General features: G+C 55.8%; 26 protein-coding genes. 12 read left to right on the top strand and 14 right to left on the bottom strand.

The genetic code is table 11. The features are described 5' to 3' along the window. Nucleotides 1-353: 353 nt before the first annotated feature. The 4 genes from anmK (at nt 354) to tyrS (ending at nt 4081) form a co-directional block, all read left to right on the top strand. Entirely contained in the window at nt 354-1475 is a 1122-nt protein-coding gene (gene anmK / locus ACCC84_RS04060; protein ID WP_198773150.1) for an anhydro-N-acetylmuramic acid kinase, read from the top strand. Nucleotides 1476-1521: 46 nt separating this feature from the next. Continuing rightward, nucleotides 1522-1824 carry an MliC family protein gene (locus tag ACCC84_RS04065; protein ID WP_004963444.1) on the top strand — a complete coding sequence of 101 codons (303 nt, stop codon included), beginning with the start codon at nt 1522-1524 and terminating at the stop codon, nt 1822-1824. A gap of 90 nt (nt 1825-1914) precedes the next feature. Continuing rightward, nucleotides 1915-2568 (top strand): pyridoxamine 5'-phosphate oxidase, encoded by a 654-nt coding sequence (pdxH, locus tag ACCC84_RS04070; protein ID WP_039992750.1) that lies wholly within the window; start codon nt 1915-1917, stop codon nt 2566-2568. Nucleotides 2569-2806: 238 nt separating this feature from the next. Beyond that, entirely contained in the window at nt 2807-4081 is a 1275-nt protein-coding gene (tyrS, locus tag ACCC84_RS04075; protein WP_039992142.1) for a tyrosine--tRNA ligase, read from the top strand. A gap of 48 nt (nt 4082-4129) precedes the next feature. Here tyrS and ACCC84_RS04080 read toward each other — a convergent pair whose 3' ends face one another. Continuing rightward, nucleotides 4130-7210 carry a DUF4214 domain-containing protein gene (locus ACCC84_RS04080; RefSeq protein WP_371901570.1) on the bottom strand — a complete coding sequence of 1027 codons (3081 nt, stop codon included), beginning with the start codon at nt 7208-7210 and terminating at the stop codon, nt 4130-4132. 279 nt (nt 7211-7489) lie between these two features. Between ACCC84_RS04080 and pdxY the strand changes: the two genes are divergently transcribed. Then, nucleotides 7490-8350: a pyridoxal kinase PdxY gene (pdxY, locus tag ACCC84_RS04085; protein ID WP_198773147.1), complete on the top strand. Its 861-nt coding sequence runs from the start codon at nt 7490-7492 to the stop codon at nt 8348-8350. A 33-nt stretch (nt 8351-8383) separates the two neighbouring features. Here the strand turns inward: pdxY and gstA are convergent, their stop codons facing one another. The 5 genes from gstA to ACCC84_RS04110 form a co-directional block, all read right to left on the bottom strand. Continuing rightward, a complete protein-coding gene (gene gstA, locus ACCC84_RS04090) occupies nt 8384-8989 on the bottom strand; it encodes a glutathione transferase GstA (protein WP_039992141.1) in 606 nt (201 codons plus the stop codon). 92 nt (nt 8990-9081) lie between these two features. Continuing rightward, nucleotides 9082-9966, bottom strand: coding sequence for a 4-hydroxy-tetrahydrodipicolinate synthase (gene dapA, locus ACCC84_RS04095; protein ID WP_004963424.1), 885 nt, complete (start codon nt 9964-9966; stop codon nt 9082-9084). Nucleotides 9967-10176: 210 nt separating this feature from the next. Beyond that, the gene (locus ACCC84_RS04100) at nt 10177-10476 is read right to left on the bottom strand and encodes a TM2 domain-containing protein (RefSeq protein WP_371901571.1); all 300 of its coding nucleotides are present in this window, start codon (nt 10474-10476) and stop codon (nt 10177-10179) included. Nucleotides 10477-10623: 147 nt separating this feature from the next. Further along, nucleotides 10624-10887: a YjbD family protein gene (locus ACCC84_RS04105; protein ID WP_004963418.1), complete on the bottom strand. Its 264-nt coding sequence runs from the start codon at nt 10885-10887 to the stop codon at nt 10624-10626. 61 nt (nt 10888-10948) lie between these two features. Further along, nucleotides 10949-11218, bottom strand: coding sequence for a hypothetical protein (locus tag ACCC84_RS04110; RefSeq protein WP_039992140.1), 270 nt, complete (start codon nt 11216-11218; stop codon nt 10949-10951). A gap of 194 nt (nt 11219-11412) precedes the next feature. Here ACCC84_RS04110 and ACCC84_RS04115 point away from each other — a divergent pair, with 194 nt between their 5' ends. After that, complete coding sequence (locus tag ACCC84_RS04115) at nt 11413-11724, top strand: hypothetical protein (RefSeq protein WP_004963412.1); 312 nt, start codon at nt 11413-11415, stop codon at nt 11722-11724. A 29-nt stretch (nt 11725-11753) separates the two neighbouring features. Then, complete coding sequence (locus tag ACCC84_RS04120; RefSeq protein WP_039992139.1) at nt 11754-12134, top strand: nuclear transport factor 2 family protein; 381 nt, start codon at nt 11754-11756, stop codon at nt 12132-12134. 4 nt (nt 12135-12138) lie between these two features. Here ACCC84_RS04120 and ACCC84_RS04125 read toward each other — a convergent pair whose 3' ends face one another. Next, complete coding sequence (locus tag ACCC84_RS04125) at nt 12139-12516, bottom strand: RidA family protein (protein WP_039992138.1); 378 nt, start codon at nt 12514-12516, stop codon at nt 12139-12141. Between the two features lie 132 nt (nt 12517-12648). Here ACCC84_RS04125 and ACCC84_RS04130 point away from each other — a divergent pair, with 132 nt between their 5' ends. Beyond that, nucleotides 12649-13503 (top strand): aminoglycoside phosphotransferase family protein, encoded by an 855-nt coding sequence (locus ACCC84_RS04130; RefSeq protein WP_004963402.1) that lies wholly within the window; start codon nt 12649-12651, stop codon nt 13501-13503. Here ACCC84_RS04130 and ACCC84_RS04135 read toward each other — a convergent pair. Next, a complete protein-coding gene (locus tag ACCC84_RS04135) occupies nt 13468-13968 on the bottom strand; it encodes a cupin domain-containing protein (protein WP_004963400.1) in 501 nt (166 codons plus the stop codon). The genes ACCC84_RS04130 and ACCC84_RS04135 overlap by 36 nt on opposite strands. Before the next feature lie 193 nt (nt 13969-14161). On the opposite strand from ACCC84_RS04135, the gene ACCC84_RS04140 reads away from it, so the two are divergent. After that, nucleotides 14162-15046, top strand: a complete 885-nt coding sequence (locus ACCC84_RS04140; RefSeq protein ID WP_371901572.1) for an alpha/beta fold hydrolase — start codon at nt 14162-14164, stop codon at nt 15044-15046. Here the strand turns inward: ACCC84_RS04140 and ACCC84_RS04145 are convergent. Beyond that, nucleotides 15043-16227 carry a benzoate/H(+) symporter BenE family transporter gene (locus tag ACCC84_RS04145; RefSeq protein ID WP_039992137.1) on the bottom strand — a complete coding sequence of 395 codons (1185 nt, stop codon included), beginning with the start codon at nt 16225-16227 and terminating at the stop codon, nt 15043-15045. The genes ACCC84_RS04140 and ACCC84_RS04145 overlap by 4 nt on opposite strands. A gap of 103 nt (nt 16228-16330) precedes the next feature. Between ACCC84_RS04145 and ACCC84_RS04150 the strand changes: the two genes are divergently transcribed. Together ACCC84_RS04150 and ACCC84_RS04155 are read left to right on the top strand one after the other, a co-directional pair. Continuing rightward, a complete protein-coding gene (locus ACCC84_RS04150; RefSeq protein ID WP_050763127.1) occupies nt 16331-16927 on the top strand; it encodes a helix-turn-helix domain-containing protein in 597 nt (198 codons plus the stop codon). Nucleotides 16928-17096: 169 nt separating this feature from the next. After that, a complete protein-coding gene (locus ACCC84_RS04155) occupies nt 17097-19181 on the top strand; it encodes a prolyl oligopeptidase family serine peptidase (RefSeq protein WP_273867974.1) in 2085 nt (694 codons plus the stop codon). Nucleotides 19182-19247: 66 nt separating this feature from the next. Here ACCC84_RS04155 and dtpA read toward each other — a convergent pair whose 3' ends face one another. The 5 genes from dtpA to rsxD form a co-directional block, all read right to left on the bottom strand. Beyond that, nucleotides 19248-20765: a dipeptide/tripeptide permease DtpA gene (dtpA, locus tag ACCC84_RS04160; RefSeq protein WP_039992136.1), complete on the bottom strand. Its 1518-nt coding sequence runs from the start codon at nt 20763-20765 to the stop codon at nt 19248-19250. A 594-nt stretch (nt 20766-21359) separates the two neighbouring features. After that, on the bottom strand, nt 21360-22001 hold the full coding sequence (nth, locus tag ACCC84_RS04165; RefSeq protein ID WP_004963383.1) for an endonuclease III: 642 nt from the start codon (nt 21999-22001) through the stop codon (nt 21360-21362). Continuing rightward, the gene (locus ACCC84_RS04170) at nt 22001-22699 is read right to left on the bottom strand and encodes an electron transport complex subunit E (RefSeq protein ID WP_004963381.1); all 699 of its coding nucleotides are present in this window, start codon (nt 22697-22699) and stop codon (nt 22001-22003) included. Before ACCC84_RS04170 ends, nth begins: the two co-directional genes overlap by 1 nt. Continuing rightward, a complete protein-coding gene (gene rsxG / locus ACCC84_RS04175) occupies nt 22696-23325 on the bottom strand; it encodes an electron transport complex subunit RsxG (RefSeq protein WP_039992135.1) in 630 nt (209 codons plus the stop codon). The genes ACCC84_RS04170 and rsxG overlap by 4 nt, the downstream gene beginning before the upstream one ends. 9 nt (nt 23326-23334) lie before the next feature. Next, nucleotides 23335-24420 carry an electron transport complex subunit RsxD gene (gene rsxD, locus ACCC84_RS04180; RefSeq protein WP_371901573.1) on the bottom strand — a complete coding sequence of 362 codons (1086 nt, stop codon included), beginning with the start codon at nt 24418-24420 and terminating at the stop codon, nt 23335-23337. A 367-nt stretch (nt 24421-24787) separates the two neighbouring features. Between rsxD and ACCC84_RS04185 the strand changes: the two genes are divergently transcribed. Then, entirely contained in the window at nt 24788-25681 is an 894-nt protein-coding gene (locus tag ACCC84_RS04185; RefSeq protein ID WP_004963369.1) for a helix-turn-helix domain-containing protein, read from the top strand. The last annotated feature ends 145 nt before the right edge of the window (nt 25682-25826 follow it).

Here is a 25826-nt window from a genome sequence, read left to right on the forward strand (position 1 = left end):
TCCTGATTTAAAATTCCATAACCTGGCTATCGCCCCAGGCTGATTCAACGAAAGTTAGCCAAAGTATGGCTCAAAGAGGCGTGTCCCACCACGTTGGATTACGGTGTTAAGCATATCTTTATACCATTCAACCAATATTAAACGGCGGTTTAGGTTTAATACGGCGTTAATGCATAATAGACGAAAGGTTGAGGTTGGGTTTAGCAATAAAGCAGTTGGTCGATGGGAAACTGAAAATAGGCGTGCTGTTCACAACCTTGAAAAAATACAACATAATTCATGGCGTTAATAGCACAATTCTGGTTTATTTATCTGGTCAAAAACGTTGTATCGATGGCTAAGAGGATCGCTTTATGAAGTCAGGCCGCTATATTGGGGTTATGTCTGGCACCAGTCTGGATGGGATCGATGTGGTGCTGGCCGCTATCGATGAACGCATGGTGGCGCAGCAGGCAAGTTACAGCCATCCGATGCCGATTCAACTGAAGAAAGATATTCTCGCCATGTGTCAGGGGCAGACCACCACGCTGTCTGCCGTCGGCCGGCTCGATGCGCAGCTCGGTACGCTGTTCGGCGAAGCGGTGCTAGGGCTGCTGAAGCACACCGGCGTGCCGGCACATGAGGTCACCGCCATCGGTTGCCATGGTCAGACCGTCTGGCATGAACCGGACGGCGAGATGCGTTTTTCCATGCAGCTCGGCGACAACAACCGCATTGCCGCTTTGACCAATATCACCACCATCGGCGATTTTCGCCGGCGCGACATGGCTTACGGCGGTCAGGGAGCACCGCTGGTCCCGGCGTTCCATCAGGCGCTGCTGGCGCATCCTGGCGAACGACGCATGGTGCTCAATATCGGCGGCATCGCCAATCTTTCGCTGCTGCTGCCGGGGATGCCGGTGCGCGGCTTTGATACCGGGCCCGGCAATATGCTGCTGGATGCCTGGGTGTGGCGTCATTGCCAACGCCCCTATGACAAGGACGGTGCCTGGGCGATGGAAGGGCGCGTCTGTCTGCCGCTGTTGCAACAGATGTTGGCCGACCCGTATTTTGCGCTGCCGGCCCCCAAAAGCACTGGCCGTGAATATTTCAATATCAGCTGGCTGGAACAGCAGTTGGCGGCAACCCCGGCTATCAATGCGGTTGACGTTATGACTACGTTGGTGGAACTGACCGCCACTACCATCAGCGAGCAGGTTTTGCTGGCCGGCGGTTGCGAACGTCTGCTGGTGTGCGGCGGCGGTGCGCGTAACCCGTTGCTGATGGCGCGCATGTCGGCTTTGCTGCCGGGTACCGAAGTCTCTACCACCGACAAATTTGGCGTCAGCGGCGATGATATGGAGGCGCTGGCATTCGCCTGGCTGGCTTTCCGCACCTTGTCCGGCCAACCCGGTAACCTGCCGTCGGTCACCGGTGCCAGTCGCGAAACGCTGCTCGGTGGGATTTATCCGGTTTTCCCATCGGGTAGCCGCTAGCTCTGTTAGGATAGGAAAGAGCTCGCGTGATAAAAGGAACTTCCCAATGAAAAAAATGATGATTACCGGCATGGCGTTAATGCTGGGCGGTTGTAGCTATCTGCTGCCACAAAAAAGCCAAATCCTGCATTATCAATGCGGTACTACACCGCTGACCGTGTCGTTGAACGGTGCAGACAGCACCGCCAGCTTCCTGCTGGATGGCCAGCAGCTGACGCTGAAACAGCAGTTGGCGGCGTCGGGTGCCAAGTACGGTGACGACAAATATACGTTTTGGTCGCAGGGGCAAAACGCGTTTGTGGAGCGCAATGGTAAAGTAGTCATGAGTGATTGCACCCTGGTGAACTGATCCGGCGTCTGCCGCGCCGCAAAGATTGTGATTCTGGCGCGGCAGGCGCAAAATGAGCCCTACGTATTTTTCGCTGGGTTAATGAATCAGATGTCTGATAATAATGAGTTTGATGTTGCGGACCTGCGCCGTGAATATACCCGTGGCGGCCTGCGCCGCCAGGATCTGACGGCCAACCCGTTGGCGTTGTTCGAACGCTGGTTAAAGCAGGCCTGCGAAGCGCGCCTGGCCGATCCGACCGCCATGTGCGTGGCCACGGTGGATGAAACCGGCCAGCCGTACCAGCGCATCGTGCTGCTCAAGCACTTCGACGATAAAGGCCTGGTGTTTTACACCAACCTCGGCAGCCGCAAGGCGCAGCAACTGGCGCATAACCCCAAGATCAGCCTGCATTTCCCGTGGCATATGCTGGACCGTCAGGTCAGCTTCCTTGGCAATGCCGAGCGGTTATCGACCCTGGAAGTGATGAAGTATTTCAGCAGCCGGCCAAAAGACAGTCAAATCGGCGCCTGGGTTTCCCAGCAGTCTTCACGTATTTCCGCCCGCGGCGTGCTGGAAAGCAAATTCCTCGAGCTCAAGCAAAAATTCCAGTCTGGCGAAGTGCCGTTACCGAGTTTCTGGGGCGGATTCCGCGTCAGGTTCGAGTCGGTCGAGTTTTGGCAGGGCGGTGAACACCGTCTGCATGACCGTTTCCTTTACCAACGCGACGGTAATGACTGGAAAATTGACCGACTGGCGCCCTGACAGACGGAAAATCCCTTTAAGCGCTGGCACAGTTGACGCTGGCGCTTTATTCTATACGACCGTCATAATTGACGCTGCATCTGTGCGGGCGACCGCTAAGCCAGCGAGCGCCGGCGCTCGGTATCCGCTGCCTTGATGCAACGTCAATTATTGCGGGTCAATCCACATTTATTATTTCGCCAGCGGGCGAAAGGCCGTGTACCGGCAAAGGTGCATTCGTTTATACATGGAGAACTTGATGGCTAGCATCAACCTGATTCAACAATTGCAAGAGCGAGGCCTGGTGGCCCAGGTGACGGACGAGGAAGCGTTAGCAGAGCGACTGGCGCAAGGGCCAATTGCACTGTATTGCGGCTTCGATCCGACCGCTGACAGCTTGCATTTGGGCCATCTGGTACCTCTGCTGTGCCTGAAGCGTTTCCAACTGGCCGGTCACAAACCGGTGGCGCTGGTGGGTGGGGCGACCGGCCTGATCGGCGACCCGAGCTTCAAGGCGGCAGAACGCAAACTGAATACCAGCGAAACCGTCAGTGAATGGGTCGACAAAATCCGCAAGCAGGTATCGCCGTTCCTCGATTTTGACTGCGGCAGCAACAGCGCCATTGCCGCCAACAACTACGACTGGTTTGGTGGCATGAACGTGCTGACCTTCCTGCGCGATATCGGCAAGCACTTCTCCGTTAACCAGATGATCAACAAAGAAGCGGTCAAACAGCGTCTGAACCGTGATGATGTCGGCATCTCGTTTACCGAATTTTCCTACAACCTGTTGCAAGGTTATGATTTTGCCGAGCTGAATCATCGCCACCAGGTGGTGCTGCAAATCGGTGGTTCCGATCAGTGGGGTAACATCACCTCCGGTATCGACCTGACGCGCCGCATGCATCAGCAGCAGGTGTTCGGCCTGACGGTGCCGTTGATCACCAAGGCTGACGGCACCAAGTTCGGCAAGACCGAAGGCGGCGCGGTATGGCTGGCGCCAGAAAAAACCAGCCCGTACAAGTTCTACCAGTTCTGGATCAACACCGCGGACGCCGATGTGTATCGCTTCCTGAAGTTCTTCACCTTTATGAGCCTGGAAGATATCAATGCGCTGGAAGCAGAGGATCGCAGCAGCGGCAAAGCGCCGCGAGCCCAGTACGTACTGGCAGAAGAAGTGACGCGCATGGTGCATGGCGAACAGGGGCTGGCTGCTGCTCAGCGTATTACGCAGAGTCTGTTCTCTGGCGCGCTGCATGAGATGACCGAAGCGGACTTCGCGCAGCTGGCGCAGGACGGCATGCCAACCATCAAGCTGGACAAGGACGCCGATCTGCAACAGGCGCTGGTCAATGCCGAACTGGTGCCGTCACGTGGGCAGGCGCGTACCATGATTGGTTCCAACGCGGTTACCGTCAATGGCGAAAAACAGTCTAATGCGGAATACACCTTTACCAACGCCGACCGTCTGTTTGGCCGCTACACGCTGCTGCGTCGCGGTAAAAAACATTACTGCCTGATCGACTGGCAATAATTGCTATCGGTTAAGCGCAACGGCCCGAGGGAAACCCGGGCCGTTTTTTTAGGCAAAGTCCGTGGTCGACAGCGCCGGTGTTGTACCGTTAAGTACCAGCGGCGGCGCGCTGTAATGCAGCTCCGATGCCAGGCTATATATATCCTTGTTGGCAATAGAGAAAACGGCATCATCAGCGTCAAACTGCTGATTATGATTATTGTCGATGACGATGTAATTATTACTGCCAAACCGCACCGCACCCACCTCTGCCAGATTATGCTCGCTTTGCCCGCCGGTGGCGGCAGATAACGCCTTGGCAAAAACGCTCGCGGCGCTGTCCGCGGCGTCGATTTCCAGTGAATCAAACAGTGCATTGAGCTTGTCGGGTTGGCTATAGCTGCCGTAGATCTGCATCACGCCCTGTTGCGCCGTACCGGCACTGAATAGCCACTGGTTATCGGTTTCGCCGATAGCGATCTTGTCATAATAGTAACCGTCCAGCGTGACCATCTTGTCAATGCGACTCTCGTTGGCCGTGACGCTGCGGGTACCCTGCGACGAGGTGAAGGTGGTATTCCCCTGTACGTCGAAGCTGCCGCCATTGAAGGCGTTAATGGTCAACTGATGACCCGCGAGATCGCCAATAATCTGCTGGTAGGGCTCGCTATTTTCCAGTGATGACAGCATCTGATAGAACGCACCGTTGCCGGTGCCACCCTTTTCTACCGTAGCCTGGATCGCAGCATTAGTGCGTGGATCGCCTTCGGGCAGATAAATGGTCCGCAGGCTATCGCTGAAGTCCGCGTTGATGCGTAAATGAAGCGGTGTGCTGGCCATCACATAGATGGAATCGACGTTATTCTCGCCGCCACCCAACGTAATGGTGTTGGTTGAGCTGCCGGTAGAAAAAAGATTGATGGATTCGGCTACGCCCGCCGTCCCGTGGCTGAGCAGATTGATGGTGCCGGCATCGAGATTGCCGCCAGCCTTGCTGCCGATAGTCAGATTAAACATGCTGTTGCTGATGACCGGCGCCATCTCTAACGTCAGGCTACTGTCGGCACCCGCGTTGCCACTGACCGTCAGGCTGCTATCCCATGACATGTTGGTGACATGCACCGCGTCGGCATAACCGGACAATGACAGCCCGGCAGATGCGGTGACCGCGCTGGCGCCCGGTGCTGACAGCGGCGCGTCAGGTTGCGCAAGCGTGGCGATATTGCCGGAAAGGCTGCCATGCACTCCGGCGGTCTGATTGAATAAGCCAAAATCGAACAGATGTTTGCCTTCGGTAGCGGTTTTTTGCCCGTCGATATAAATAGTCCCGGTGCCGCGATAGCCCGCCATATCAATCAGGGGAATCGAAGTAAACTGATTGAGATTGCTGTGTATCTCACCGCTATAGCTGCCATCCGGTTGCCGCGTCAGGTAAACGTCCTTGGTGAAAAAGTTGGCAGAAATTACCGCTGAACCCGATGCGCTGGCGGTGAAAGAGGTACTGACGGTATTGGCTTGCTCATTAAGCCCATTACCTTGCCATAACAGCTGCGGTGAGGCGTTATCCTGCAACGCCTCACCGCGCAGCGCAATCTGCGTTGTGGCGGCGCTGATATCGACGCCATCGGCAATAATCGCGTGCGCGCCTGCGTTGGAGGTGAAGTTGATGCTGCCTGCCTCCGGTTGCAGGTTGTTTTCGCTGAGGATCAAGCTGGTCGGCAATGAGGCAAATGCACCCAGCACGCTGGCATCGGTGGCCAGATCGCCTTGCAGCGTCACCTTGTGCAAATTGGCAAACAGTTCTCGAGGAAACTCGGCCTGGACCATCACGTTAAGCGTAACGTTTTGCATCACGGCCAGCTCAGCCGCGCTCAGAGTATGCAGCTCGCCCGAATTGACTCTGCCAGACAGGGTACCGGCCTCATCCGCCAGATTGATCGCCGCAGTGGTTTGATAACCGAGCAGCGTGCCGATATCGGCATTAAGCTGGACGATACTCTCCGCCGTTGGCAGTTTGCCGCCGTCCAGCGGGGACTGGCCGTTCAGGAAGGCATTGACGATATCTAACGATGCCTGCATGGCGTTATTTCCAGCCTGCTGGAGAATAGCCTGTGCCTGGATGTCGTTTAGCGTGGCATTAAACAGCATTTGATATATTTTGGCGTATTGCGTGGCCAGCTCAAAATTGCCGGTTTTGGACAACTGGCCCAGTACCGTCAGTTCTGAGCTGCCGCTGGCTAATAATTTACTGTAGGCATCCAGATTGGCGGCGGTGAGTTCGACGTCCTTGCCAAACAACTGGTACATGGCGGCAATTTTTTCCTGATATTGCAGCGCCGGCATTTCGCCGGCGGCATAAACGTGGGTCGCGGCTAGAAAATGCTGTTTGGCGCTCGCGTGGCTGGTGTCGTTACGGATATCGTTTATCAGCCTCATAAATACGTCTCCACGCGTCTCGCTATTATTATTCAACCCGTTGGCATAAAAGGCGATGTCATCGGTGTTGGCATTAACCTCAAACGTGTTTTTATAGACGGTTTTGACAAAATCTTCGTTGCTCAATCCTTGCAACCAATCTCGCGTATCGATAAAACGCCCGGCAATATAACTTGCTGAAGCCTTACCCTGACTCAAGACGGTACTCCAGTAGTTAATGCCTTCCGCATTCATCAATCCGCCCACCAGATAGAACATGCCTTGAACATCGGCAGCCGCCGTAGCCTGATCGGGGTAATTCGCCAGGGCTGGCGCCAGAGTGGTATTGGTGACGCCAAACAGATGTTGCTGTTCGGCAATACTCCCTGCGTCATCACCCGAGTAGTTGCGAATATCATTGATGATGTTCTCGGTGATATGTCCCAAAGACCGCCCACTGTCGACTTGCGCCAGTAACGCTGTCAGTTGGCTATCCGAGGGGAGAGTGCCGCTGATATTGTTATAAATGTATTGGATTTTTTGCGCATTGGTCAGATGGTCATAGCGATTGTGACCATCCTTGGAATTGATAAAGATATCCGCCAGCTTTTGGTTGCCATAGGCGCCTTGTGCCAATTTTGCCGCAAAATAATTGAGCGCTTGGGCGTCTGCCGCTTTTCCTAGCGTCGCATAAAACAGTATGGCGACGTCTTTCTGTAATGCATATAAGCTCATGTAGCTTCTCCGATCGGGCTATGACAAACGCATTGAGTACAGACCAAATTTCGCTAAAAGCAATAGGCGTGTCAGCCGCCAAGGGGCGAAATGTCGGCGCGGTGCTTTTGTTGTTAGCGGAGTTTGGTTATAATTGCTGCCCTTCGATTAATATACTTCGTACTATAATTCATTGTTTTAAAAACAGTTGCTGGCGTCATGGGTGCATAGCGAACGCATGGCGTAATCTTTTATCGTCGCGGGCGGATGCACACGACATGGCAAGGTCAGGTTGTACCAATGAATAATGTTCTATCGATCCAATCGCATGTGGTTTTCGGCCACGCGGGCAACAGCGCGGCAGAGTTCCCAATGCGTCGCATGGGGGTCAACGTCTGGCCGCTCAATACCGTGCAGTTTTCCAACCATACCCAGTACGGTCAGTGGACCGGTTGCGTGATGCCTGCCAGTCATCTGAGCGACATCGCGCAAGGCATTGCGTCTATCGATCAATTAAAAAACTGTGACGCGGTGCTGAGTGGCTACATCGGTTCGCCGGAGCAGGGCGAGCATATCCTTGATATCGTGCGGCAGGTGAAACAGGCTAATTCCGCTGCCTGGTATTTCTGCGATCCGGTGATGGGTCATCCGGAAAAGGGCTGTATTGTGGCGCCAGGCGTGGCGGAGTTCCTGTGTCAGCAGGCGCTGCCGTGCAGCGACATGATCGCTCCGAACGTGCTGGAACTGGAACAGTTGTCTCAGCGACAGATAACCAATGTGGCACAGGCGGTCGACGCGGCGCGCGCATTGATCGCCAAAGGTCCGAAGGTGGTGCTGGTGAAACATCTCAGCCGCGCCGGTTACCATCTGGACTGTTTCGAAATGCTGCTGGTGACCGTCGACGACGCATGGCATATCAGCCGACCGTTGGTGGACTTTGGCGCACGCCAACCGGTGGGCGTCGGTGATTTGACCAGTGGCCTGCTGCTGGTCAATCTGCTGAAGGGAGTGGGACTGGCACAGGCGCTTGAACATGTCACTGCGGCGGTATACGAAGTGATGCTGACGACGCAAGAAATGGGAGAGTACGAATTGCAGGTGGTGGCGGCACAAGAGGGGATTGTCGCACCGCGCTGCCACTTTGCCGCACAGAAACTGTAGCATCATTGCCCCCGTTGGCGGGGGCAATGGGGATTATTTCAAGCCTTCGGCACTGAGCGCGGCATCAACCGCCGGGCGTGCCGCCACGCGCGTCATATAGGTGGACAGATGGGCGTGTTGCTGCAGATCGAACTGCAAGGCCTGCGCCCAGCGCAGTACGGTAAACAGGTAGGCGTCGGCCACGCTGAAACGGTTACCCAATAAATATTGCTGCTGCGCCAGTACGCCATCCAGATAACGGAATTGCTGTTCCAGCCTGCTGCGCGCCATCACCTGGTATTCTTCCGGTGTTTTGGGGTTGAACAGCGGGCTGAAGCCCTTGTGCAGTTCGGTGGCGACAAAATTCAGCCATTCGATGGCATGGTAGCGCGAGAGCGTGCCGGCCGCCGGGATCAGGTTACGATCCGGAACGCGATCTGCCAGATATTGTACAATTGCCACGCCTTCGGTGAGTAGGCTGCCGTCATCGAGCAGCAAGGCAGGTACCTGTCCCTTGGGGTTGATGGCCAGATAGTCGGCGCCGCTTTCGGTTTTCTTTTGTGCCAGGTCGACTTTTTCCGCAGTAAAATCCAGCCCTGCTTCGCGCAATACGATATGCGGCGACAACGAACAGGCGCCAGCTTTATAGAACAGTTTCATCGCGAACTCCTTGATAATGAATAATGACAGGCATGCCCAACCTCTCATCCTAGTTCTATACGGCCAAAATTACAGCGGCTTGGCTAACAAATTTAGCTAACTGGCTCGGCGGCCGGCTGCAATTGCGCCAGCGTGGCGACAATTTGCTGTTGCAGTGCCAGCGGCGCGGTTTGCATCGGTGACCGCAACGCGTTATCAATATGCCCCTCATACGCCAATGCGGCTTTGACCGGTGCCGGATTGGGGAAGCTGAACAATTGCTGGATCAACGGCAGCAAGGTATAAAAATTGGCGCGCGCCGCCGGCAGATCGCCCGCAGCGACTTGTCGTACCAGCTGTACGAAGCGTTGCGGATACAGATGCGCCGAGGCAGAGATGGCACCGCTGCCGCCCAGGCACAGGGTAGAGAGGATCAGATTGTCCTCGCCGGTCAGCACGTCGATCACGCCGTCATTAATCAGCGCCATGGTGGCATCCAGGTTGCCGCCGCAGTCTTTAATCGCTTTCACCTGTGGGTGGCAGGCAATCTGACGCAGGGTGTCCAGTTCGATGGCGATACCGGTGCGGTATGGCACGTTATAGATAATTACCGGCACACGCGAGGCATCGGCCAGCGTGGTAAAGTACTCCAGCAGGCCCGATTGGGAAGGTCGTATATAGTAAGGTGCGGGCACCAGCACGCCGGCAATATCACGCTGTTGGATTGCCTGTTGCATCTGTAAGGTGGCAGCCATATTGTTGCCTGACAGCCCCATCACCACCTGATGCGCCGGCACCACTTCCAGCACCGCATCCAGCACCGCCAACTGTTCGTCTTTGCTGAGGGCGGCAGCTTCACCGGTTGAGCCGCACACCACCAGTCCGTCCACACCACAGGCAATCAAATGCCGCGCCAGGTGCCTGACCGCCGGAAAGTCGACATCGTCGTGCTTAAAAGGGGTAACCAGCGCAACCCAAATACCAGAAAAAGCGGCCATAGAAGAATCCTTGTGTGCCTGACAGAGTAAGTGGTTTGATGATGAATAGTGTTCATCATGCTGTCAATTTACAACAGATTGATAACATTGTTATTCATGACGTTACCACGCAGATGAGTTTCACTAATGACAATTAGCGGCAATAAAAAACCCCGCATTTGAACTGCACTGAGTAAAGTTGGACAGTTTTCGTTGCGGGGTCGCGTTGCCTCAGCCGTATTTTTCGGCGAATTTTTGATCCGACTGGCACAGGTAAATAATAAACTCGATAAAGGAGACGATCGCCGGAATAAAGGTCCAGCAGAAAATCAGATATAAAAAGCCTTGACCAATTTTGCCTAAGTAGAATTTATGCACGCCAAAACTGCCGAGGAAAAATGCCAGCAGAGCGGCAGCAATGCGGTTTTTCTCGCCACCGAGGCGTTGCGGTGCACCACAGTGCGGGCAGGTTGTGGCGGTTATGTGTAACTGCGTGCCGCAGACGCGGCAATATACCGTGTCGTTGTTCATTATTCCCTTATCCCATCTGTTGTCTCAGTCAACCAAGAACGCGACATTATCCTATCCAAACGGAATAATTATAAACGGCTTTTATCTGCAATCAATAAAGCGAAGGGGGAAGGAATAAAGATACAGGCCGCGTGCTGCGGCCGGTGTTTAACGATGGGGGCGGCTACCGATCGAAGAGGACCAATTGAAGGTTTCTCCGCTGGGCTTGACGCGATTGGCCTTGCGTTCGGCGCGCGCTGCCTTGGCGATTTTTTCTCTGGCGGCGGTGATCCGCGCCACGGCTTCGTCTTTGACTTTGTTCTGCTCGGCGTTGGTCAAAGGGCGTCCGTGGCTTTTGCGTGCTTTGTCCAGTTCGGTTTTTACTTCACGTTGCTCGCTTTCGGTCATGTCTTTCAACGTCAGTTTTTTCATCGTGGCAGCCTGGGTAGGTGAAGTCGAGGTTCAGTGTAGCGCATATCTGCGCGGCGCAGGGTTAATCTTCGGCGTCTTTGCCGAATTTCTCATCGAACTCGCGCCGGTAGCGGCGTGCCTTGTTGCGATCGCGGATCCATAAATAACCACAGACTGCCGCCACGGCGGCAGAGAAGGTGATGTTGCGCATATCCCGGTCATAGTAATACACCAGCAGCACGTCGAGCGCGGCGATAAACGCAATCCATTTATACAGATGGGATTGCCGTCGCGTCGCGGCGTTGAGGCGTTTTAACTGTCTGGCTTCGTGCAGCACCGGTTTTTTTTGCATAGTCATCCAATACTACTGTTTGTCAGCAGCGTAAATTAGCAGAATTGTCGTAATTATCACAAAGAGGAAAGTGCGGTTTTTCCGCTAGCGAACGACGGTAGAGAAAAACGCTGTGGCGTATTGAATAATACTGGCTGCGTGATAGATTATTTATTCGATTATTTTGCTTTTTTATTCAATTTGTGAGGCGAAGAATGATAGTTCGTACCTGGCATGGCTGCGTACCGCTACGGCATCGGCAAGGATTTGCCGATCATCTGAATGTCACAGGCGTGCAGCATGCTAAAGCAACGGCGGGAAACTGTGGTGCGTTTGTCCGCCAGGAAATACAGGGGGAGTACGCCCATTTTTTCCTGGCGACCTATTGGCATTCGCTGGATGCCATCAAACAGTTTGCCGGTGAGGACTATCATACAGCGGTGACCTATCCGGATGATCAAGCGTTTGAATTACTGTCGGATCCTTATGTGTTCCAGCATCAGGTTGATGAAATTACCGCATTGTAATGACCGTTTATCTCGCTCAGGGGGATGCAATGAACCAGAAATCACTACGCCCGGAAGATGTCGTCCAGCGGCAGCTTGACGCCTATAACGCCCGCGATATCGAGGCATTTATGGCCTGTTGGGCAGAAGATGCGCTGTATTATCAACACCCGGACACGCTGTTGGCCAGCGGCAAGGCAGAAATTCGTCAGCGCCACGTTGCCCGTTTCAAAGAGCCCAGTCTGTACGGTGAACGCATCAAGCGTATGGCGGTGGGCAACATGGTGGTCGATCAGGAAGTGGTCACGCGCAACTTTCCGCAGGGGCGCGGCAGCATGGACGTTATCGCCATTTACCACGTCGAACAGGGCAAAATCACCCGCGCCTGGTTCAACATCGGTCCCTGCGTGCTGGACGAAGGGGCGCTGTAATCTGTTACAGCGCCAGAATCGCCTCGATTTCAACCCTGACCTCGGGCGAGAACAACGCGCTGACGGCCACCAGTGAACAGGCCGGCAGCGCGCCATCAAAAGCGTTGAACAGGATCGGTCGTAGCGCCGGCAAATCCGCAATGTCGGTCAAGAACACGCTGAGTTTAAGCACCGACGTCAAATCGCCGCCTTCCGCTGCGGCAAGGGTGGTCAACTGTTCGAGAATAGCCTGAGCCTGTACCGCAGCAGGCTGTCCCTGTGCTGCGGTGGCAAACGCCGTCAGGCCGGAAACATACACCACGTCACGGTGGCGCACCGCATGGACATACGGGCCGCCCGGCGTCGGCAGTGCCGAATAATTATTGCGTTTTATGCTGGTCATCGGATATTCCTCTGCGTCTACTGTGAAAAAATGCCTACACTGGGCTAGGTAGATGAGAGTAGCAGTTGAACTGCCACTAGCATCATAGACAATCACGTTAATTTCCAATCGCAATAAGGATGCGCGTGGATAATGAACCCTGTATTGATTCCCTATCTGCAACGCTGGGCGCTGACGCCAGATGGTCGGGCGTTTGAAACCCACAGCAGTCTGCTGATGCCGGTGCGTTACCGCGGGCAGGCAGCCATGCTGAAAGTGGCCCGGGAAGAAGAAGAAAAATTCGGCGCCCACCTGATGCGCTGGTGGCAAGGTGACGGTGCTGCCCGCGTGCTGGGCTGGCATCAGGATGCGCTGTTGCTGGAGCGTGCACAGGGGAGCGGTTCCCTGAGCCAACTGGTGCGTGACGGCAACGATGCGCAGGCGATCGCTATCCTGTGCCAGGTAGTCAACAAACTGCATGCGCCGCGCCGCCAGGCTCCACCAACGCTGATCCCGCTTGAACGCTGGTTTGGCTCGCTGTGGCCGGCGGCGCAGGCCCATGGCGGCTGGCTGCGCCTGAGTGCGGCGGTGGCTGCCGAACTGCTTGGCAGCGCCAGGGAACAGGGTGTGCTGCACGGTGATATTCATCATGACAACGTGTTGGATTTTGGCGCGCGTGGTTGGCTGGCCATCGATCCCAAACGGCTGTATGGCGAACGCGGTTTTGATTACGCCAACATCTTTTGCAATCCAAATTACGGCGTTGCCACCGATCCTGCGTTATTTCTGCAACGGGTTGAACAGGTCTGCCAACTGGCCGGGCTTGAGCGCCAGCGATTGTTGCAATGGATCCTGGCCTGGGCGGGACTGTCCGCCGCCTGGTTTCTGGAAGAGGGCGAAAGCGCCGATATCGATCGGCGCGTGGCGGCGTTGGCAGCACAGGCGTTGGGCCTGACGCCGCCAGCCGATGATTCAGGGTTCATCCTGCCAATAATCGAGCGTGGCTGAAGGCCGCTGGATATAACTGGTGCGCTGGCCGTCGTGCAGTGCCATCGCCTGAAACTTGCCCGAATCCGGGTATTCAACCAAATCCGGCATTTGACGCGTGCTGATGGAAAGATACTTCAGCGGCGCGTCGGAGGTATTGATGATTTGATGTGGATACTCCGGCCCGGCAGGGATAAACAGTATGTCGCCACGGCCGATCGGCAGCATTTCCCCGGCGACGCGTAGCGTGCCTTGGCCTTCGACAATAATAAACATTTCCTCCTGGCCATGATGAAAATGATAAGGGCAAGAGCGCTTGCCCGGCGCCACCACGTCCAGCGAAGCACCTAACTGGCTGGCGGCGGTGCCGACCGCCAGCCGCGCCGACTGGCTATCATACAGCGGTGGACGCAGGTCGTGCCGTTTCTCTGCCCGATCGAAATTGCGAATCAGTTTTTGCTGCAACGCATTGGCTTTCTGGTTCATGCTATTAGTTACCCTGTCACTTGTTGGTGATGGTTGCCATCGGATGGCCTCATCTCAAGTTAAGCAGAAAATACCCAGAACGAACTCATCGCTGCATTGACGACCGGTTAAACACGGAATGTAAACGCCGGCTGCACGGCAAGCGCATTGTGGTGTGTTAGTAAACGGTTAAGATGGGCTAAAGGAGGATCCGATGCTGAATTCATTTACTCAAGGGCGGATGGCGGTCAACGGCACCGACATTGCCTATCGTATTGCCGGCCAGGGCGCGCCGCTACTGTTGCTGCATGGCCATCCGCAAACGCAGTTTATCTGGCATAAGGTGGCACCGTCGCTGCTGGAGAGTTTTACCGTGGTATTGGCCGACTTGCGCGGTTACGGCGACAGCGGCAAACCGCCGGCCAGTGCAGACAGCCGTCATTACGCCAAGCGTGAAATGGCGCGCGATCAGCTGGAATTAATGGCGGCGCTGGGCTTTAGGCGCTTTAGCGTCATGGCGCACGATCGCGGCGCGCGGGTGGCACATCGCCTGGCGCTTGACTATCCGCAGGCGGTGGAGCGCATGGTACTGCTGGATATTGCACCGACGCTGGCGATGTATCGGCAAACCGACGAACGCTTTGCCCGCGCCTATTGGCACTGGTTTTTCCTGATCCGTCCGGCACCGCTGCCGGAAGCACTGATCGAAAGCAACCCAGAACTGTATCTGCGCAGCGTGATGGGTAGCCGCAGCGCCGGTCTACAGCCATTCAGCGAACCGGCCATGGCGGATTATCTGCGTTGTCTGCAACTGCCGGGCACCGCCCGTGGCATTTGCGAAGACTATCGTGCGTCGGCAGGCATAGATTTGCAGCATGATAGCGCCGATCAGGAGGCCGGACGCCGACTGGCGTGCCCACTGTTGGTGCTGTGGGGGGAACAGGGAACGGTGGGGCAATGTTTCGAACCGCTGCAAGAATGGCGCAAGGTGGCGAGCAACGTGCGCGGTAGCGCCTTGCCGTGCGGCCACTATATCGCTGAGCAGCAGCCGCAACTGCTGCTACAGCACGCTTTACCGTTCCTTGGCGGTGAGGATTAATCCGCTGCGCGTTGCGGCAGAGAGAAAATCAGGTGCGCAATAACGCCGCCGATCAGCCCCCAAAATGCCGCGCCAACGCCCAGCAGACTGATGCCGGAGGCGGTAATCAGGAAGGTTATCAGCGCGGCATCGCGCTGTTTTTCATCCTGCAGGGCGCGTTGCAGGCTGCCGGCAATGGTGCCGAGTAACGCCAGCCCGGCGATGGTATGAATCAGCGCCATTGGCAGGGCGCTGAACAACAGGCCAATGGCTGCACCGAACACCCCGGCCAGCAGATAGAACCCACCGGCGGCGACCGCTGCCATATAACGCTTTTTGGGATCGGGATGCACATCCTGACCCATGCAGATCGCTGCGGTAATAGCGGCAATGCACACCGAAAAGCCGCCGAACGGCGCCAACAGCAGCGCGGTGAGTGCAGTCCAACTGATGAGCGGTGAGGTCGGTATTAGGTAGCCTGCCGCTTTCAGCGTGGCGATGCCGGGAGCGTTTTGCGATGCCATGGTCACAACAAAAAACGGCACGCCAATGCCCAACAGCGTAGCCAGCGTAAAATGCGGTGCGATAAAGCTTGGCAGGGTAAAGTTCCAGCTCTGATGGGAGAATGACATATTCCCCTGACCGGCGGCCACCGCCAGTCCGGCCAACAGCGTCAGCACAATGGCATACCGTGGCAGGTAGCGCCGAGAAAGCAGATAGACCAGGCACATGCCGCCGCTGAGCGTAAAGTTGCTTTGCAATGCACCAAACGCGTCCAGGCCGAAACGCAGCAGGATGCCGGCCAGCATTGCGGCGGAAATCGCCTGGGGAATGTAATTCATCATACGGGCAAATAGCCCGGTAACGCCGCATAGCAGAATCAGGCCGGAGGCGAAAACAAATACCCCAATGGCTTCATTGATACTGGTGCCGGGCAGGCTGGTCACCAGCAGCGCCGCGCCCGGCGTCGACCAGGCGGTGAGGATCGGCGCGCGGTAATACAGCGACAGCCCGATCGAACTGACGCCCATGCCCAATCCGAGCATGCTCAACCAGCCGCCAATCTGCAGCGGCGTGGCGCCTGCCGCCGCTGCGGCTTGAAAAATAATTGCCGCCGAACTGGTATAACCGACCAGCACCGCCACAAATCCGGCGATTAACGCCGGCACGCTGATATCCCCTAACAACCTTCCTTGCCGCATCGTCGCCCCCATGATTGTGCGTTATAACGCACGAATGGCCGAGCATAGCACCGTGCGTTATAGCGCACAAGGGGCTATAATCGCCGAAAAACAGGAGCTAATCATGCAGGAATTGACCAATCACCTGGCGCACACGCTGAAGCATCTGCGCGCGGAGCGCGCTTGGAGTTTGGCGCAGGCGGCGGAGCACACCGGCGTCAGCAAAGCCATGCTTGGGCAGATTGAGCGTGGCGAGTCCAGTCCGACGGTGGCCACGCTATGGAAAATCGCCACCGGTTTCAACGTCGCCTTCTCGGTGTTTCTAGAAGGGGCGCAGCCAGCGTCTCAAACCATGTTACACCGTCACGGAAATTTACCGGTTTTCGATCAGGCCAACGCCAGTATGCGGGTGATGCCGCTGTTTCCTTACGATCGGCAACTGGGTTTTGACATGTTCGACATTGTACTGGCCGCCGGTGCCACCAGCGCCTCTTCGCCCCATGAGTCGGGGGTGATAGAACATGTGGTGGTGATTGACGGCCTGCTGGATCTGGCAATCGACGGGCAGTGGACGCGGTTGGCGGCCGGCGAGGCGATTCGTTTTCAGGCAGATTGCCCGCACGTTTATCGCAACACCAGCCAAAGAGCGGTGCGTTTTCATGATCTGATCCATTACCCGGTGAACGCATCCCCAGCGGCCATTGCGCAGCGAGAGTTTTGACAGCCTGTGGGGAAACGCTTAATTTGTTGATAACCACTCTCATTTATGTCGCTGGACATGCAGCGGCTAATCAACGCCGACCAGGCAGCAAAAGGAGCTTGAATTGCCAGTCACCAATCGACGCCAATTTATTAAACTCAGCGCACAAACCGCAGGAGCCGTAATTGCCATGACGACATTGCCGAACAGTATCCGCCTGGCCATGGCGGCAGACCAGCCCAACGCCGATCAATTCCTGTGGCTGGAGCAACTGCACAGTCAACCGGCGCTGGAGTGGGTAACCCAGCAGAACCAGCGCACGTTGGCGCGTTTCGCACAGGGCACGGATTTCCCGCGGCTGGAACAACAGGTGCTGGATATTCTGAATAAAGACAGCCAAATCCCCTGGGTCGCCAAATACGGCGATGATTACTACAACTTTTGGCAGGATCGAGATAACCCGCGCGGGCTGTGGCGGCGTACCACACTGCAGGAATACCGTAAGGCACAACCAACCTGGGAAACGGTGCTGGATATCGATGCGCTTGGCAAGGCAGAAGGACAGGAGTGGGTGTTCCATGGCGCAACGCCGTTGGCACCCGATTACCGTTACGCCTTGTTGAAACTCTCACCGGACGGCGGCGATGCGGTGACGGTGCGGGAATTTGATCTGCAACAGAAACGCTTCGTCAGCGACGGTTTTACGCTGCCGGTGGCCAAAAGCGTGGTGTCATGGGCAGATTACCAGCATCTGTTTGTCGCCACCGATTTCGGCCCCGATTCGCTGACCCAGTCCGGTTACCCACGGGTGGTTAAGCGCTGGCAGCGCGGCACGCCACTCGACAGCGCGGAAACGCTCTATCAGGCGCAGCCAGAAGATATGCGCGCTTACGCCTATCACGACGATACGCCGGGCTTTGAGCGTGACTTTATCGTGCGCATGATGGATTTTTATCATCAGGAAACCTTCCTGCTGGACGCCAAAGGCCAACGGATCAAGATTGAGGTGCCGACGGATGCCGAACTGGGCTGTCACCGTGAATGGTTGCTGATCAGACTTGGCAGTGACTGGTCGCTGGGGGATAAAACCTACCCAAGTGGTGCGTTGCTGGCGGCGAATTTTGCCGATTATCTGGCGGGGAAACGCCAGTTGAGCGTGCTGTTTACGCCGAGCGAACGCATGGCGCTCAGCGGCTACGCTACCACGCGCGACCATCTGATCGTCAGTATCATGGATGACGTGGTTAACCGGCTGGAGGTGCTGACACCGCAAGGCAGCGGTTGGCAGACGCGTCCGCTGGGCACGCCTGGCAAGCTCAGCACGCTGTCTGCAGGCGGCATTGACGACAAAACCAACGACTATTTTCTGACCGTCAGCGGCTTTCTGCAGCCCACGTCGCTGTATCTCGGCAACCTGGATGATGGTGAGCCGGCATTGCTCAAGCAGGGGCCGCAGGACTTTGATGCCAGCGGTTATCAGGTCAGTCAGCACTTTGCGCGCTCCAAAGACGGAACGCGGATACCGTATTTTCAGATTGCCGCCAGCGGTCTCAAACTGGACGGTAACAACCCGACGTTGCTGTATGGCTATGGCGGCTTCGAGGTTTCGCTGCAACCCAGCTATCTCGGCAGCAACGCGCCTACCTGGCTGGAGCGTGGCGGGGTATTCGTGGTGGCCAATATTCGCGGTGGTGGCGAGTACGGCCCGGCCTGGCATCAGGCGGCGCTGAAACAGAACCGCCACCGTGCCTATGAGGATTTTGCCGCAGTGGCGCAGGATCTGATTGCGCGCAAAGTGACATCGTCACAAAAATTGGCTGCGCGCGGCGGCAGCAACGGCGGGTTGCTGGTGGGCAATATGCTGACGCAGTACCCGGAGCTGTTTGGCTGTATCGTGTGTGAAGTGCCGTTACTGGACATGCAGCGTTATACCCAGCTTTCCGCCGGGGCGTCGTGGATTGCAGAATATGGCGATCCGCGCGACGCGCAACAGTGGGCGTATCTGCAGGCCTTTTCGCCGTACCACAACATCAAGGCGGGCGTGGCATACCCGCCGACGTTATTTCTCACCGCCACCAGTGACGATCGGGTCAATCCGTCGCATGCCCGCAAGATGGCGGCACGGATGCAACAGATGGGATACCAACAAGCCTATTTTTACGAGAATACCGCCGGTGGGCACAGTGCCGCGGCCGACAAAAAGCAGTCGGCGTTTCATGCTGCGCTGGTGAGCGAGTTTATCTGGCAGACCCTGCAGGCCAGGTCGGTGGGCTAAACGCCGGCGACGGCAAAAAAAACGGGGCCAATAATGGCCCCGTTGACGTTGGTTGCGTCATACCGATTAACGCGCGGCGGTAGTCGCCTGTTGCGCCTTCTGTTCGGTGTCTTCCGCGGTATCCAGCGTCATGCGGTACAGCTTCGGCGCGGTGAGCATCATCAGAATGGCGATAACGCCGGTAGCGATACCAATCTGCATAAAGACATGGCTATAAATCGCCAATGAAGCATGCGCATCGTTCACGTCGCTTGGTACTGCGGTTAGACCTGCCACTTTACCGGCAATCAGCGCTGCAGCCGCGGTGGTCAGGAACCAGGAACCCATAATGAAGCCCATCAGGCGTTGTGGTACCAGTTGGGCCACCATCGCCAGACCCAGGCCCGAGATCATCAGCTCACCGACGCTTTGCAGCGCGTAGCTCAGGATCAGCCAGTTGACGGAAACGATGCCCTGTTCGTTGGCGAAGCTGGCGCCCCATGGCAGCACCAGAAACGCACCGGAGCACAGGAACATACCGAACGCGAACTTGTGCGGCATCGGCAGGCGATCGCCCATTTTATTGTACAGTGCCGCCAGAATCGGACTGGCCAGCATGATCCAGAACGGGTTCAGCGCCTGATACTGCTCGGGTTCGAACGCCAGGCCCAGAATGTTGTGTTCAACGTTATGAATGGCAAAGAAGTTCAATGAGGTCGGCATTTGGCTATACAGCACGAAGAACACCACCGCTTCCAGCATCAGCAGGAACGCTACGATCATTTTGCGACGCGCTGCGCCGTGCATGGCAAAGGTTTCCTTGGCGAACACGATCACGATGCCGGCGGAGATAATCGCCAGTGCCCAGCGGGCAATTACCTGATTGTGCAGCAGCCAGCTGGACAGAGCGACCAGTGCGACGATGCCGACCAGCACCATCAGCAGCTTTTGCAGATGCAATGGTTTGAAGTCTGGTTTGGAGCCGTGCTGTTTAACCCAGCGATGGCACAGCATAAAGTTGACCAGCGTGATCAGCATCCCGACCACGCTCAGCGAGAACGCGACGCTCCAGCCGTATTTGGCTGCCAGCCAGGGCGTTGCCAGCATCGACATGAAAGAGCCGATATTCACCGACATATAGTACATGGTGAAGGCGCCATCGAGACGCGGATCGTCTTTTTCGTAACAGGTAGACAGCAAAGAGGACGGGTTGGCCTTGAACAGACCGCTGCCGACGGCGATGGTCGCCATGCCGAGGTAAACCCAGAAAATATCGTGGCCGGAGTAGGCTACCATGGCGTAGCCTACCGCCAATACCAGCGCGCCGAGGACGATGACACGCTTGGTGCCGAGCACTTTATCCCCCAGCCAGCCGCCGATGGCGACAAAGCCATACACCAGCGCGCTGAAAGACGAAAACAGCGTAATTGAATCGGCTTCGCTCAGGCCAAGCATCTTGACCAGATAAACCGCCATGATGCCCTGCAGGCCGTAATAACCGAAACGCTCCCACAGTTCGATCGAGAAGATCAAATAGAACGCCTTGGGTTGTTTAAAGGCGTTTAAGCTGACGCCTTCCTGATGTTGGTTGTTTGCTGTTGACACTGGTACCTCTTTTTTCACAGCCCGTCAGAAAGGACGGGAAATGCACAAGTTGATGCAGGACTGCACCCTTATGCGTTGTTATAGGATGGGATGACGGCGGTTAATGTTCACTATCTTAAACGGCGTGGCAAGCAGTTTGACATATTCGGTTACATATAACGTTTGTGGCATTATGCAACGATGTTGCAAATGTTATGCAGAATTAACGTTCGCATTTATTTCATTTGTCGAGTTTTTGTTTTGTCTAAAAGATATGCACCGTCGGTGTAGTGATATGTTCTGCTATTTTACCATTTTGTGGTTCATGCGATTGCATGTCGTTCAATAGGCGTTGCTATCTCATGCCTAAATGTCAATCTGCAATATTAGTGAAACAGTGAGGAAGGGGTTATGCGGTTGTTAATATATTGTGAATTGAAAACTGTGATGTCATGCGCAATTTTTGACTAAATTTTCGCTTGAAATTAAGTGAAATCGTGATTTTAGACGGAAATCCGTAAAAACACCGTGGTTACTACTGAGCAACATCACATTTTCAATAAAAAAGAGCCGCTAACGGCCACAGCGATCCCGGCGCACATTGCGCCGGCAGCATCAGGCGTCGGGATAGACCTTTTCCTTGTATTCGCAAAGATCTTCGATGATGCAGGAACCGCAGCGCGGCTTGCGGGCGATACAGGTATAACGACCATGCAGGATCAACCAGTGATGGCAGTCGACCTTGAATTCCGCCGGCACTACTTTCAGCAGCTTGTCTTCAACCTGTTCGACGGTATTGCCCGGTGCGAAGCGCGTCCGATTGCTGACGCGGAAGATGTGGGTATCTACCGCAATGGTGGGCCAGCCAAAGGCGGTATTCAACACCACGTTTGCTGTTTTTCGACCAACGCCGGGCAACGCCTCGAGTGCCGCGCGATCCTCTGGCACCTCGCCGCCATGCTGTTCCAGCAGGATACGGCAGGTTTTGATCACATTCTCGGCCTTGCTATTGAACAGGCCGATGGTCTTGATGTATTCCTTGACGCCGTCGACCCCCAGCGCCAGCATCGCCGCTGGCGTATTGGCCACCGGATACAGCTTGGCGGTGGCCTTGTTGACGCTGACGTCGGTCGCCTGTGCCGACAACAGCACGGCGATCAGCAGTTCAAACGGCGTGGTAAATACCAGTTCGGTAGTCGGGTGCGGGTTGTTGTCGCGTAAACGGGTCAGAATTTCCAGGCGTTTTTGTTTATTCATCAGGCTTTCTCTGGCTGTCCTTTTTCCAGCGTCGGCTGGTGAGCCACGGCTTGGGCTTTGCGCGCCTTCATTTTTTCATCAATCACATATTTGACCGCCAGCATCAGCCCCAGACCGATAAACGCCCCCGGCGGCAGCATGGCCAGCAGGAACGGGCTGTCAAAATGCACCACTTCGATACGCAGCACTTTGGCCCAACTGCCTAACAGCATATCGGCGCCGTCAAACAGCGTGCCGTTGCCAATCAGTTCGCGCATCGAACCTAGCACGAACATGGCGCCGGTAGCGCCCAGGCCGATGAACAGGCCGTCAATCAGCGCCAGCCCGACCGGCTTGCGTGCCGCGACCGCCTCCGCACGGCCGACCACGATGCAGTTGGTAACGATAAGCGGGATAAAGATCCCCAGCGATTGATACAGACCAAAGGCATAGGCGTTGATCAGCATTTGCACGATGCTGACCGCAGCGGCGATGATCATCACGTAGATCGGAATACGCACTTCGCTTGGCACCCAGCGACGCAGGGCGGAGATGGAGCCATTGGTGATCACCAGTACCAGCGTGGTCGCCAGTCCCAGTCCCAGGGCGTTGGTGGCGGTTGAGGTGACCGCCAGCAGCGGGCACAGCCCGAGCAGCTGCACCAGCGCCGAGTTGTTTTTCCACAACCCTTGAATCATTAACTCTTTTGCTTCGCTCATTCGCCGGCTCCACAGGCAGGTAATGTGGCTAGTTTAGGCGGCAACGTTTCCATATACAACGCCGTGCGGCGCACGGAATTGACCACTGCGCGCGGGGTGATGGTGGCGCCGGTAAACTGATCGAACATGCCGCCGTCCTTCTTCACCGCCCAACGTTTATCGTCCGGGCCGTCGATTTTCTTGCCGCTGAACACGGTGATCCAGTTGCTGATGCGCAGTTCTATCTTGTCGCCCAGCCCCGGTGTCTCGTGATGCTCAATCACCCGGCTGCCAAACACGTTGCCGCTAAAGTCGGCGCCGACCAGCAGTTTGATGGCTCCTGAATAGCCGTCCGGTGCGGTGGTTTCCAGCGCGGCGCCAACCGGCTGCCCCTGTTTGCGCGCCAGATACAAGCGGTGCGCAAGGGCGTTGCCGAGAGCCGGATCGCTCACCAGGTAACACTCGGACTGCATATCGTTATCATAGTGCTCGGGCGGCACCACCTGATCAAGCAGGGTTTTCTGTTGCAGGGCGGCCTGATGAGCGATGGTTTTTTGCGTCAGCGTGTTGACTACCGCGGTCAGGCCGGTGGTCACGGCGGCAAACAGTGCCAGCGTCGTGCCATGCTTTCTCATTGATTGCAGCATCATGGCTCCTTAACGATGACCGTAAACGCGCGGTTGCGTGTAGTGGTCGATCAGCGGCACGGTAATATTGGCTAGCAGCACGGCAAACGCGACGCCGTCCGGATAACCGCCGTAGACGCGAATCAACCATACCAGCAGGCCGATCAGCGCGCCGTAAATCAAGCGGCCGCGTGGGGTGGTGGAGGCGCTGACCGGATCGGTGGCTATAAAGAAGGCACCCAGCATCGTTGCACCAGACAACAGATGGATCAGCGGCGATGCCTGATGGGCGGGATCCAGCAGATAGGCGATGCCGGAACACAGTGCCAACATTGCCAGCATGCTGAACGGTATCTGCCAGTGGATCAGCCTGCGCCCCAACATAAACAGCCCGCCGGCCAGAAAGCCGAGATTGACCCATTGCCAGCCGATGCCTGCCAGCGCAGCACCGAAAATCGGCGTTTGCAGTACTTGCTCAACCGAATGCCCGCTGCGCAGACCGGTTTTGAAACCGTCCAATGGCGTCGCCTGACTGATGCCGTCAATGCCCATTTGCAGTTCGTGCAGCGTGGCGCCCTGGCCGGTGTGGCCGCTGAAAATGGCCAGCAACACGTCAGGGAATGATAACGCGGTGGCGCGCAGCGTCTCCGGCGGCAACCAACTGGTCATCTGCACCGGGAAGGAAATCAGCAGCACCACATAGCCGACCATGGCCGGGTTGAACGGGTTTTGCCCCAAACCGCCATAGAGCTGCTTGGCAATAACGATGGCGAACAGGGTGCCGATGATGATCATCCACCACGGTGCCAGCGGCGGCAGGCTGATACCGAGTAGCAGCGCGGTCAGTATGGCCGAGTTGTCGGCCAGACGCGCGCGCACCGGCTGTTTGCGCAGCGCCAGAATGGCACTTTCAGCCAGCAGAGCGACGATCATGGCCAGAGCAACCTGAATCAGGCTGCCGTAACCGAAGAACCATAGCTGCGCGGCCAAACCCGGAATGCAGGCCAGCATCACCCATAGCATGATGCGGCTGGTGCTCTGCTGATTATGGGTGAAAGGGGAACTGGCGATATGTAAGCCTTTGGCAGCGGTCTGTTTTATCGGCCTGAACTTCATAGAGTAACTACACCTGTCTTTGCCGCGTCAACGGCAGATTCAACACGCCGCTTAACGGGCGCAGGGAAAATGATAGCGCAGCATTCTACCTCATTCGCCGGTAGGGTAATACGCAATGATATTGGGGTTATCGGATTTTTAGCACGCGTTGTGGCGTTGGCAAGAGAATTGTGTGGTTTTTTTCGCCAGCGTTTTGCGTTAGCTTGATGTTAAAGTGAGCTGCCTGGCGTTAAAACCACGTCAAATGTGCAATATCCCTAATGACAAGATGTTTATTTTGGTACATTTATTCGCACAAAATAACAACTTCTGCATAATCCATCTAGGTTATTATCCCGAGTATTATTAAGTTAGTGAATGAATAATAATGACAAATGAAGACGTTTTTTTTATTGAAGAGCTGATTGAGTGGGTCGAAATACATCTGGAAACACGGCCAAATCTTGACGAAGTAGCGCGGATATCCGGCTATTCCAAGTGGCATCTGCAACGCAAGTTCAAACGGATCACCGGTATCCAATTGGCAACCTATATCCGCTCACGTATTTTGACGCGCGCGGCCGTGGCGTTGCGTATCACTCGTCGTTCAATTATTGATATTTCTGATGAGTTGGGCTTCGACTCGCAACAAACCTTTACGCGCATGTTCAAGCAGCGGTTTGGCACTACGCCAAACCGCTACCGTTCGATGGACAAATGGGACGTAAAAAACCTGATGCCGCGTTTTAACTTCGAGGCACAGTACGAAAAGGGCTATTACCCGGAAGTGAAGCGACTGACGCTGCCGGAGATGCAGCTGGCGGGGTTTACGCGGCGACTGGATTTTGACGTAAGGGAAGGCATGGAGCATGCTTCCTGTATGGCGATGAAAGATGAAATTTTCAACGACTTCTTTAAGGGATTAAGCGTTGACTGCCATAAGGTCTACAGCATCCATTCGGCTCGCAGTTGTGATTACGGTGAATTTTCTGCGGTGCATACCATGGCGGTAGAGCAGCCGCATCGTAAGGATATTCTTTCCGGTCATCAGATCGATAACATTCATCTGCCCGAGCGTGAATATATTTCGATTACCCATCAAGGGACGGCAAAAGAGTGCGTGCAGTTTTTTTCCTACCTGATTACCCATGTGATGCCAGGCCTGCGCCATAAAGTGAAGGGCAGCATTGAAATGGAAATCATCGATCTTGCGCAGTGGCAGCAGGATGCCAAAATGCGCCAGATTAACGTCAACTACACCTACCTGATCTCTATCGACTAAGCGCCTTGCATCCTGCAAGGCGTTATCTCAATTCTCTTTCTCGGTTTGCGCCTGCTGCGCGGCCTTTTTGGCTTTGACGCGGGCGATGGCGGCGGCCACGGCGGCCTTGCGCGGATCGTCTTCTTGCGGCGCGGCAGCCTCGACT

The organism is Serratia odorifera (genome assembly GCF_041448735.1).
GTDB lineage: Bacteria > Pseudomonadota > Gammaproteobacteria > Enterobacterales > Enterobacteriaceae > Serratia_F > Serratia_F odorifera.

Excerpts from the sequence above, each read along its gene's own strand:
- anmK (WP_198773150.1), top strand. The coding sequence starts at position 354 with ATGAAGTCAGGCCGCTATATTGGGGTTATGTCTGGCACCAGTCTGGAT.
- ACCC84_RS04065 (WP_004963444.1), top strand. The coding sequence starts at position 1,522 with ATGAAAAAAATGATGATTACCGGCATGGCGTTAATGCTGGGCGGTTGT.
- pdxH (WP_039992750.1), top strand. The coding sequence starts at position 1,915 with ATGTCTGATAATAATGAGTTTGATGTTGCGGACCTGCGCCGTGAATAT.
- tyrS (WP_039992142.1), top strand. The coding sequence starts at position 2,807 with ATGGCTAGCATCAACCTGATTCAACAATTGCAAGAGCGAGGCCTGGTG.
- ACCC84_RS04080 (WP_371901570.1), bottom strand. The coding sequence starts at position 7,210 with ATGAGCTTATATGCATTACAGAAAGACGTCGCCATACTGTTTTATGCG.
- pdxY (WP_198773147.1), top strand. The coding sequence starts at position 7,490 with ATGAATAATGTTCTATCGATCCAATCGCATGTGGTTTTCGGCCACGCG.
- gstA (WP_039992141.1), bottom strand. The coding sequence starts at position 8,989 with ATGAAACTGTTCTATAAAGCTGGCGCCTGTTCGTTGTCGCCGCATATC.
- dapA (WP_004963424.1), bottom strand. The coding sequence starts at position 9,966 with ATGGCCGCTTTTTCTGGTATTTGGGTTGCGCTGGTTACCCCTTTTAAG.
- ACCC84_RS04100 (WP_371901571.1), bottom strand. The coding sequence starts at position 10,476 with ATGAACAACGACACGGTATATTGCCGCGTCTGCGGCACGCAGTTACAC.
- ACCC84_RS04105 (WP_004963418.1), bottom strand. The coding sequence starts at position 10,887 with ATGAAAAAACTGACGTTGAAAGACATGACCGAAAGCGAGCAACGTGAA.
- ACCC84_RS04110 (WP_039992140.1), bottom strand. The coding sequence starts at position 11,218 with ATGCAAAAAAAACCGGTGCTGCACGAAGCCAGACAGTTAAAACGCCTC.
- ACCC84_RS04115 (WP_004963412.1), top strand. The coding sequence starts at position 11,413 with ATGATAGTTCGTACCTGGCATGGCTGCGTACCGCTACGGCATCGGCAA.
- ACCC84_RS04120 (WP_039992139.1), top strand. The coding sequence starts at position 11,754 with ATGAACCAGAAATCACTACGCCCGGAAGATGTCGTCCAGCGGCAGCTT.
- ACCC84_RS04125 (WP_039992138.1), bottom strand. The coding sequence starts at position 12,516 with ATGACCAGCATAAAACGCAATAATTATTCGGCACTGCCGACGCCGGGC.
- ACCC84_RS04130 (WP_004963402.1), top strand. The coding sequence starts at position 12,649 with ATGAACCCTGTATTGATTCCCTATCTGCAACGCTGGGCGCTGACGCCA.
- ACCC84_RS04135 (WP_004963400.1), bottom strand. The coding sequence starts at position 13,968 with ATGAACCAGAAAGCCAATGCGTTGCAGCAAAAACTGATTCGCAATTTC.
- ACCC84_RS04140 (WP_371901572.1), top strand. The coding sequence starts at position 14,162 with ATGCTGAATTCATTTACTCAAGGGCGGATGGCGGTCAACGGCACCGAC.
- ACCC84_RS04145 (WP_039992137.1), bottom strand. The coding sequence starts at position 16,227 with ATGCGGCAAGGAAGGTTGTTAGGGGATATCAGCGTGCCGGCGTTAATC.
- ACCC84_RS04150 (WP_050763127.1), top strand. The coding sequence starts at position 16,331 with ATGCAGGAATTGACCAATCACCTGGCGCACACGCTGAAGCATCTGCGC.
- ACCC84_RS04155 (WP_273867974.1), top strand. The coding sequence starts at position 17,097 with ATGACGACATTGCCGAACAGTATCCGCCTGGCCATGGCGGCAGACCAG.
- nth (WP_004963383.1), bottom strand. The coding sequence starts at position 22,001 with ATGAATAAACAAAAACGCCTGGAAATTCTGACCCGTTTACGCGACAAC.
- ACCC84_RS04170 (WP_004963381.1), bottom strand. The coding sequence starts at position 22,699 with ATGAGCGAAGCAAAAGAGTTAATGATTCAAGGGTTGTGGAAAAACAAC.
- rsxG (WP_039992135.1), bottom strand. The coding sequence starts at position 23,325 with ATGCTGCAATCAATGAGAAAGCATGGCACGACGCTGGCACTGTTTGCC.
- rsxD (WP_371901573.1), bottom strand. The coding sequence starts at position 24,420 with ATGAAGTTCAGGCCGATAAAACAGACCGCTGCCAAAGGCTTACATATC.
- ACCC84_RS04185 (WP_004963369.1), top strand. The coding sequence starts at position 24,788 with ATGACAAATGAAGACGTTTTTTTTATTGAAGAGCTGATTGAGTGGGTC.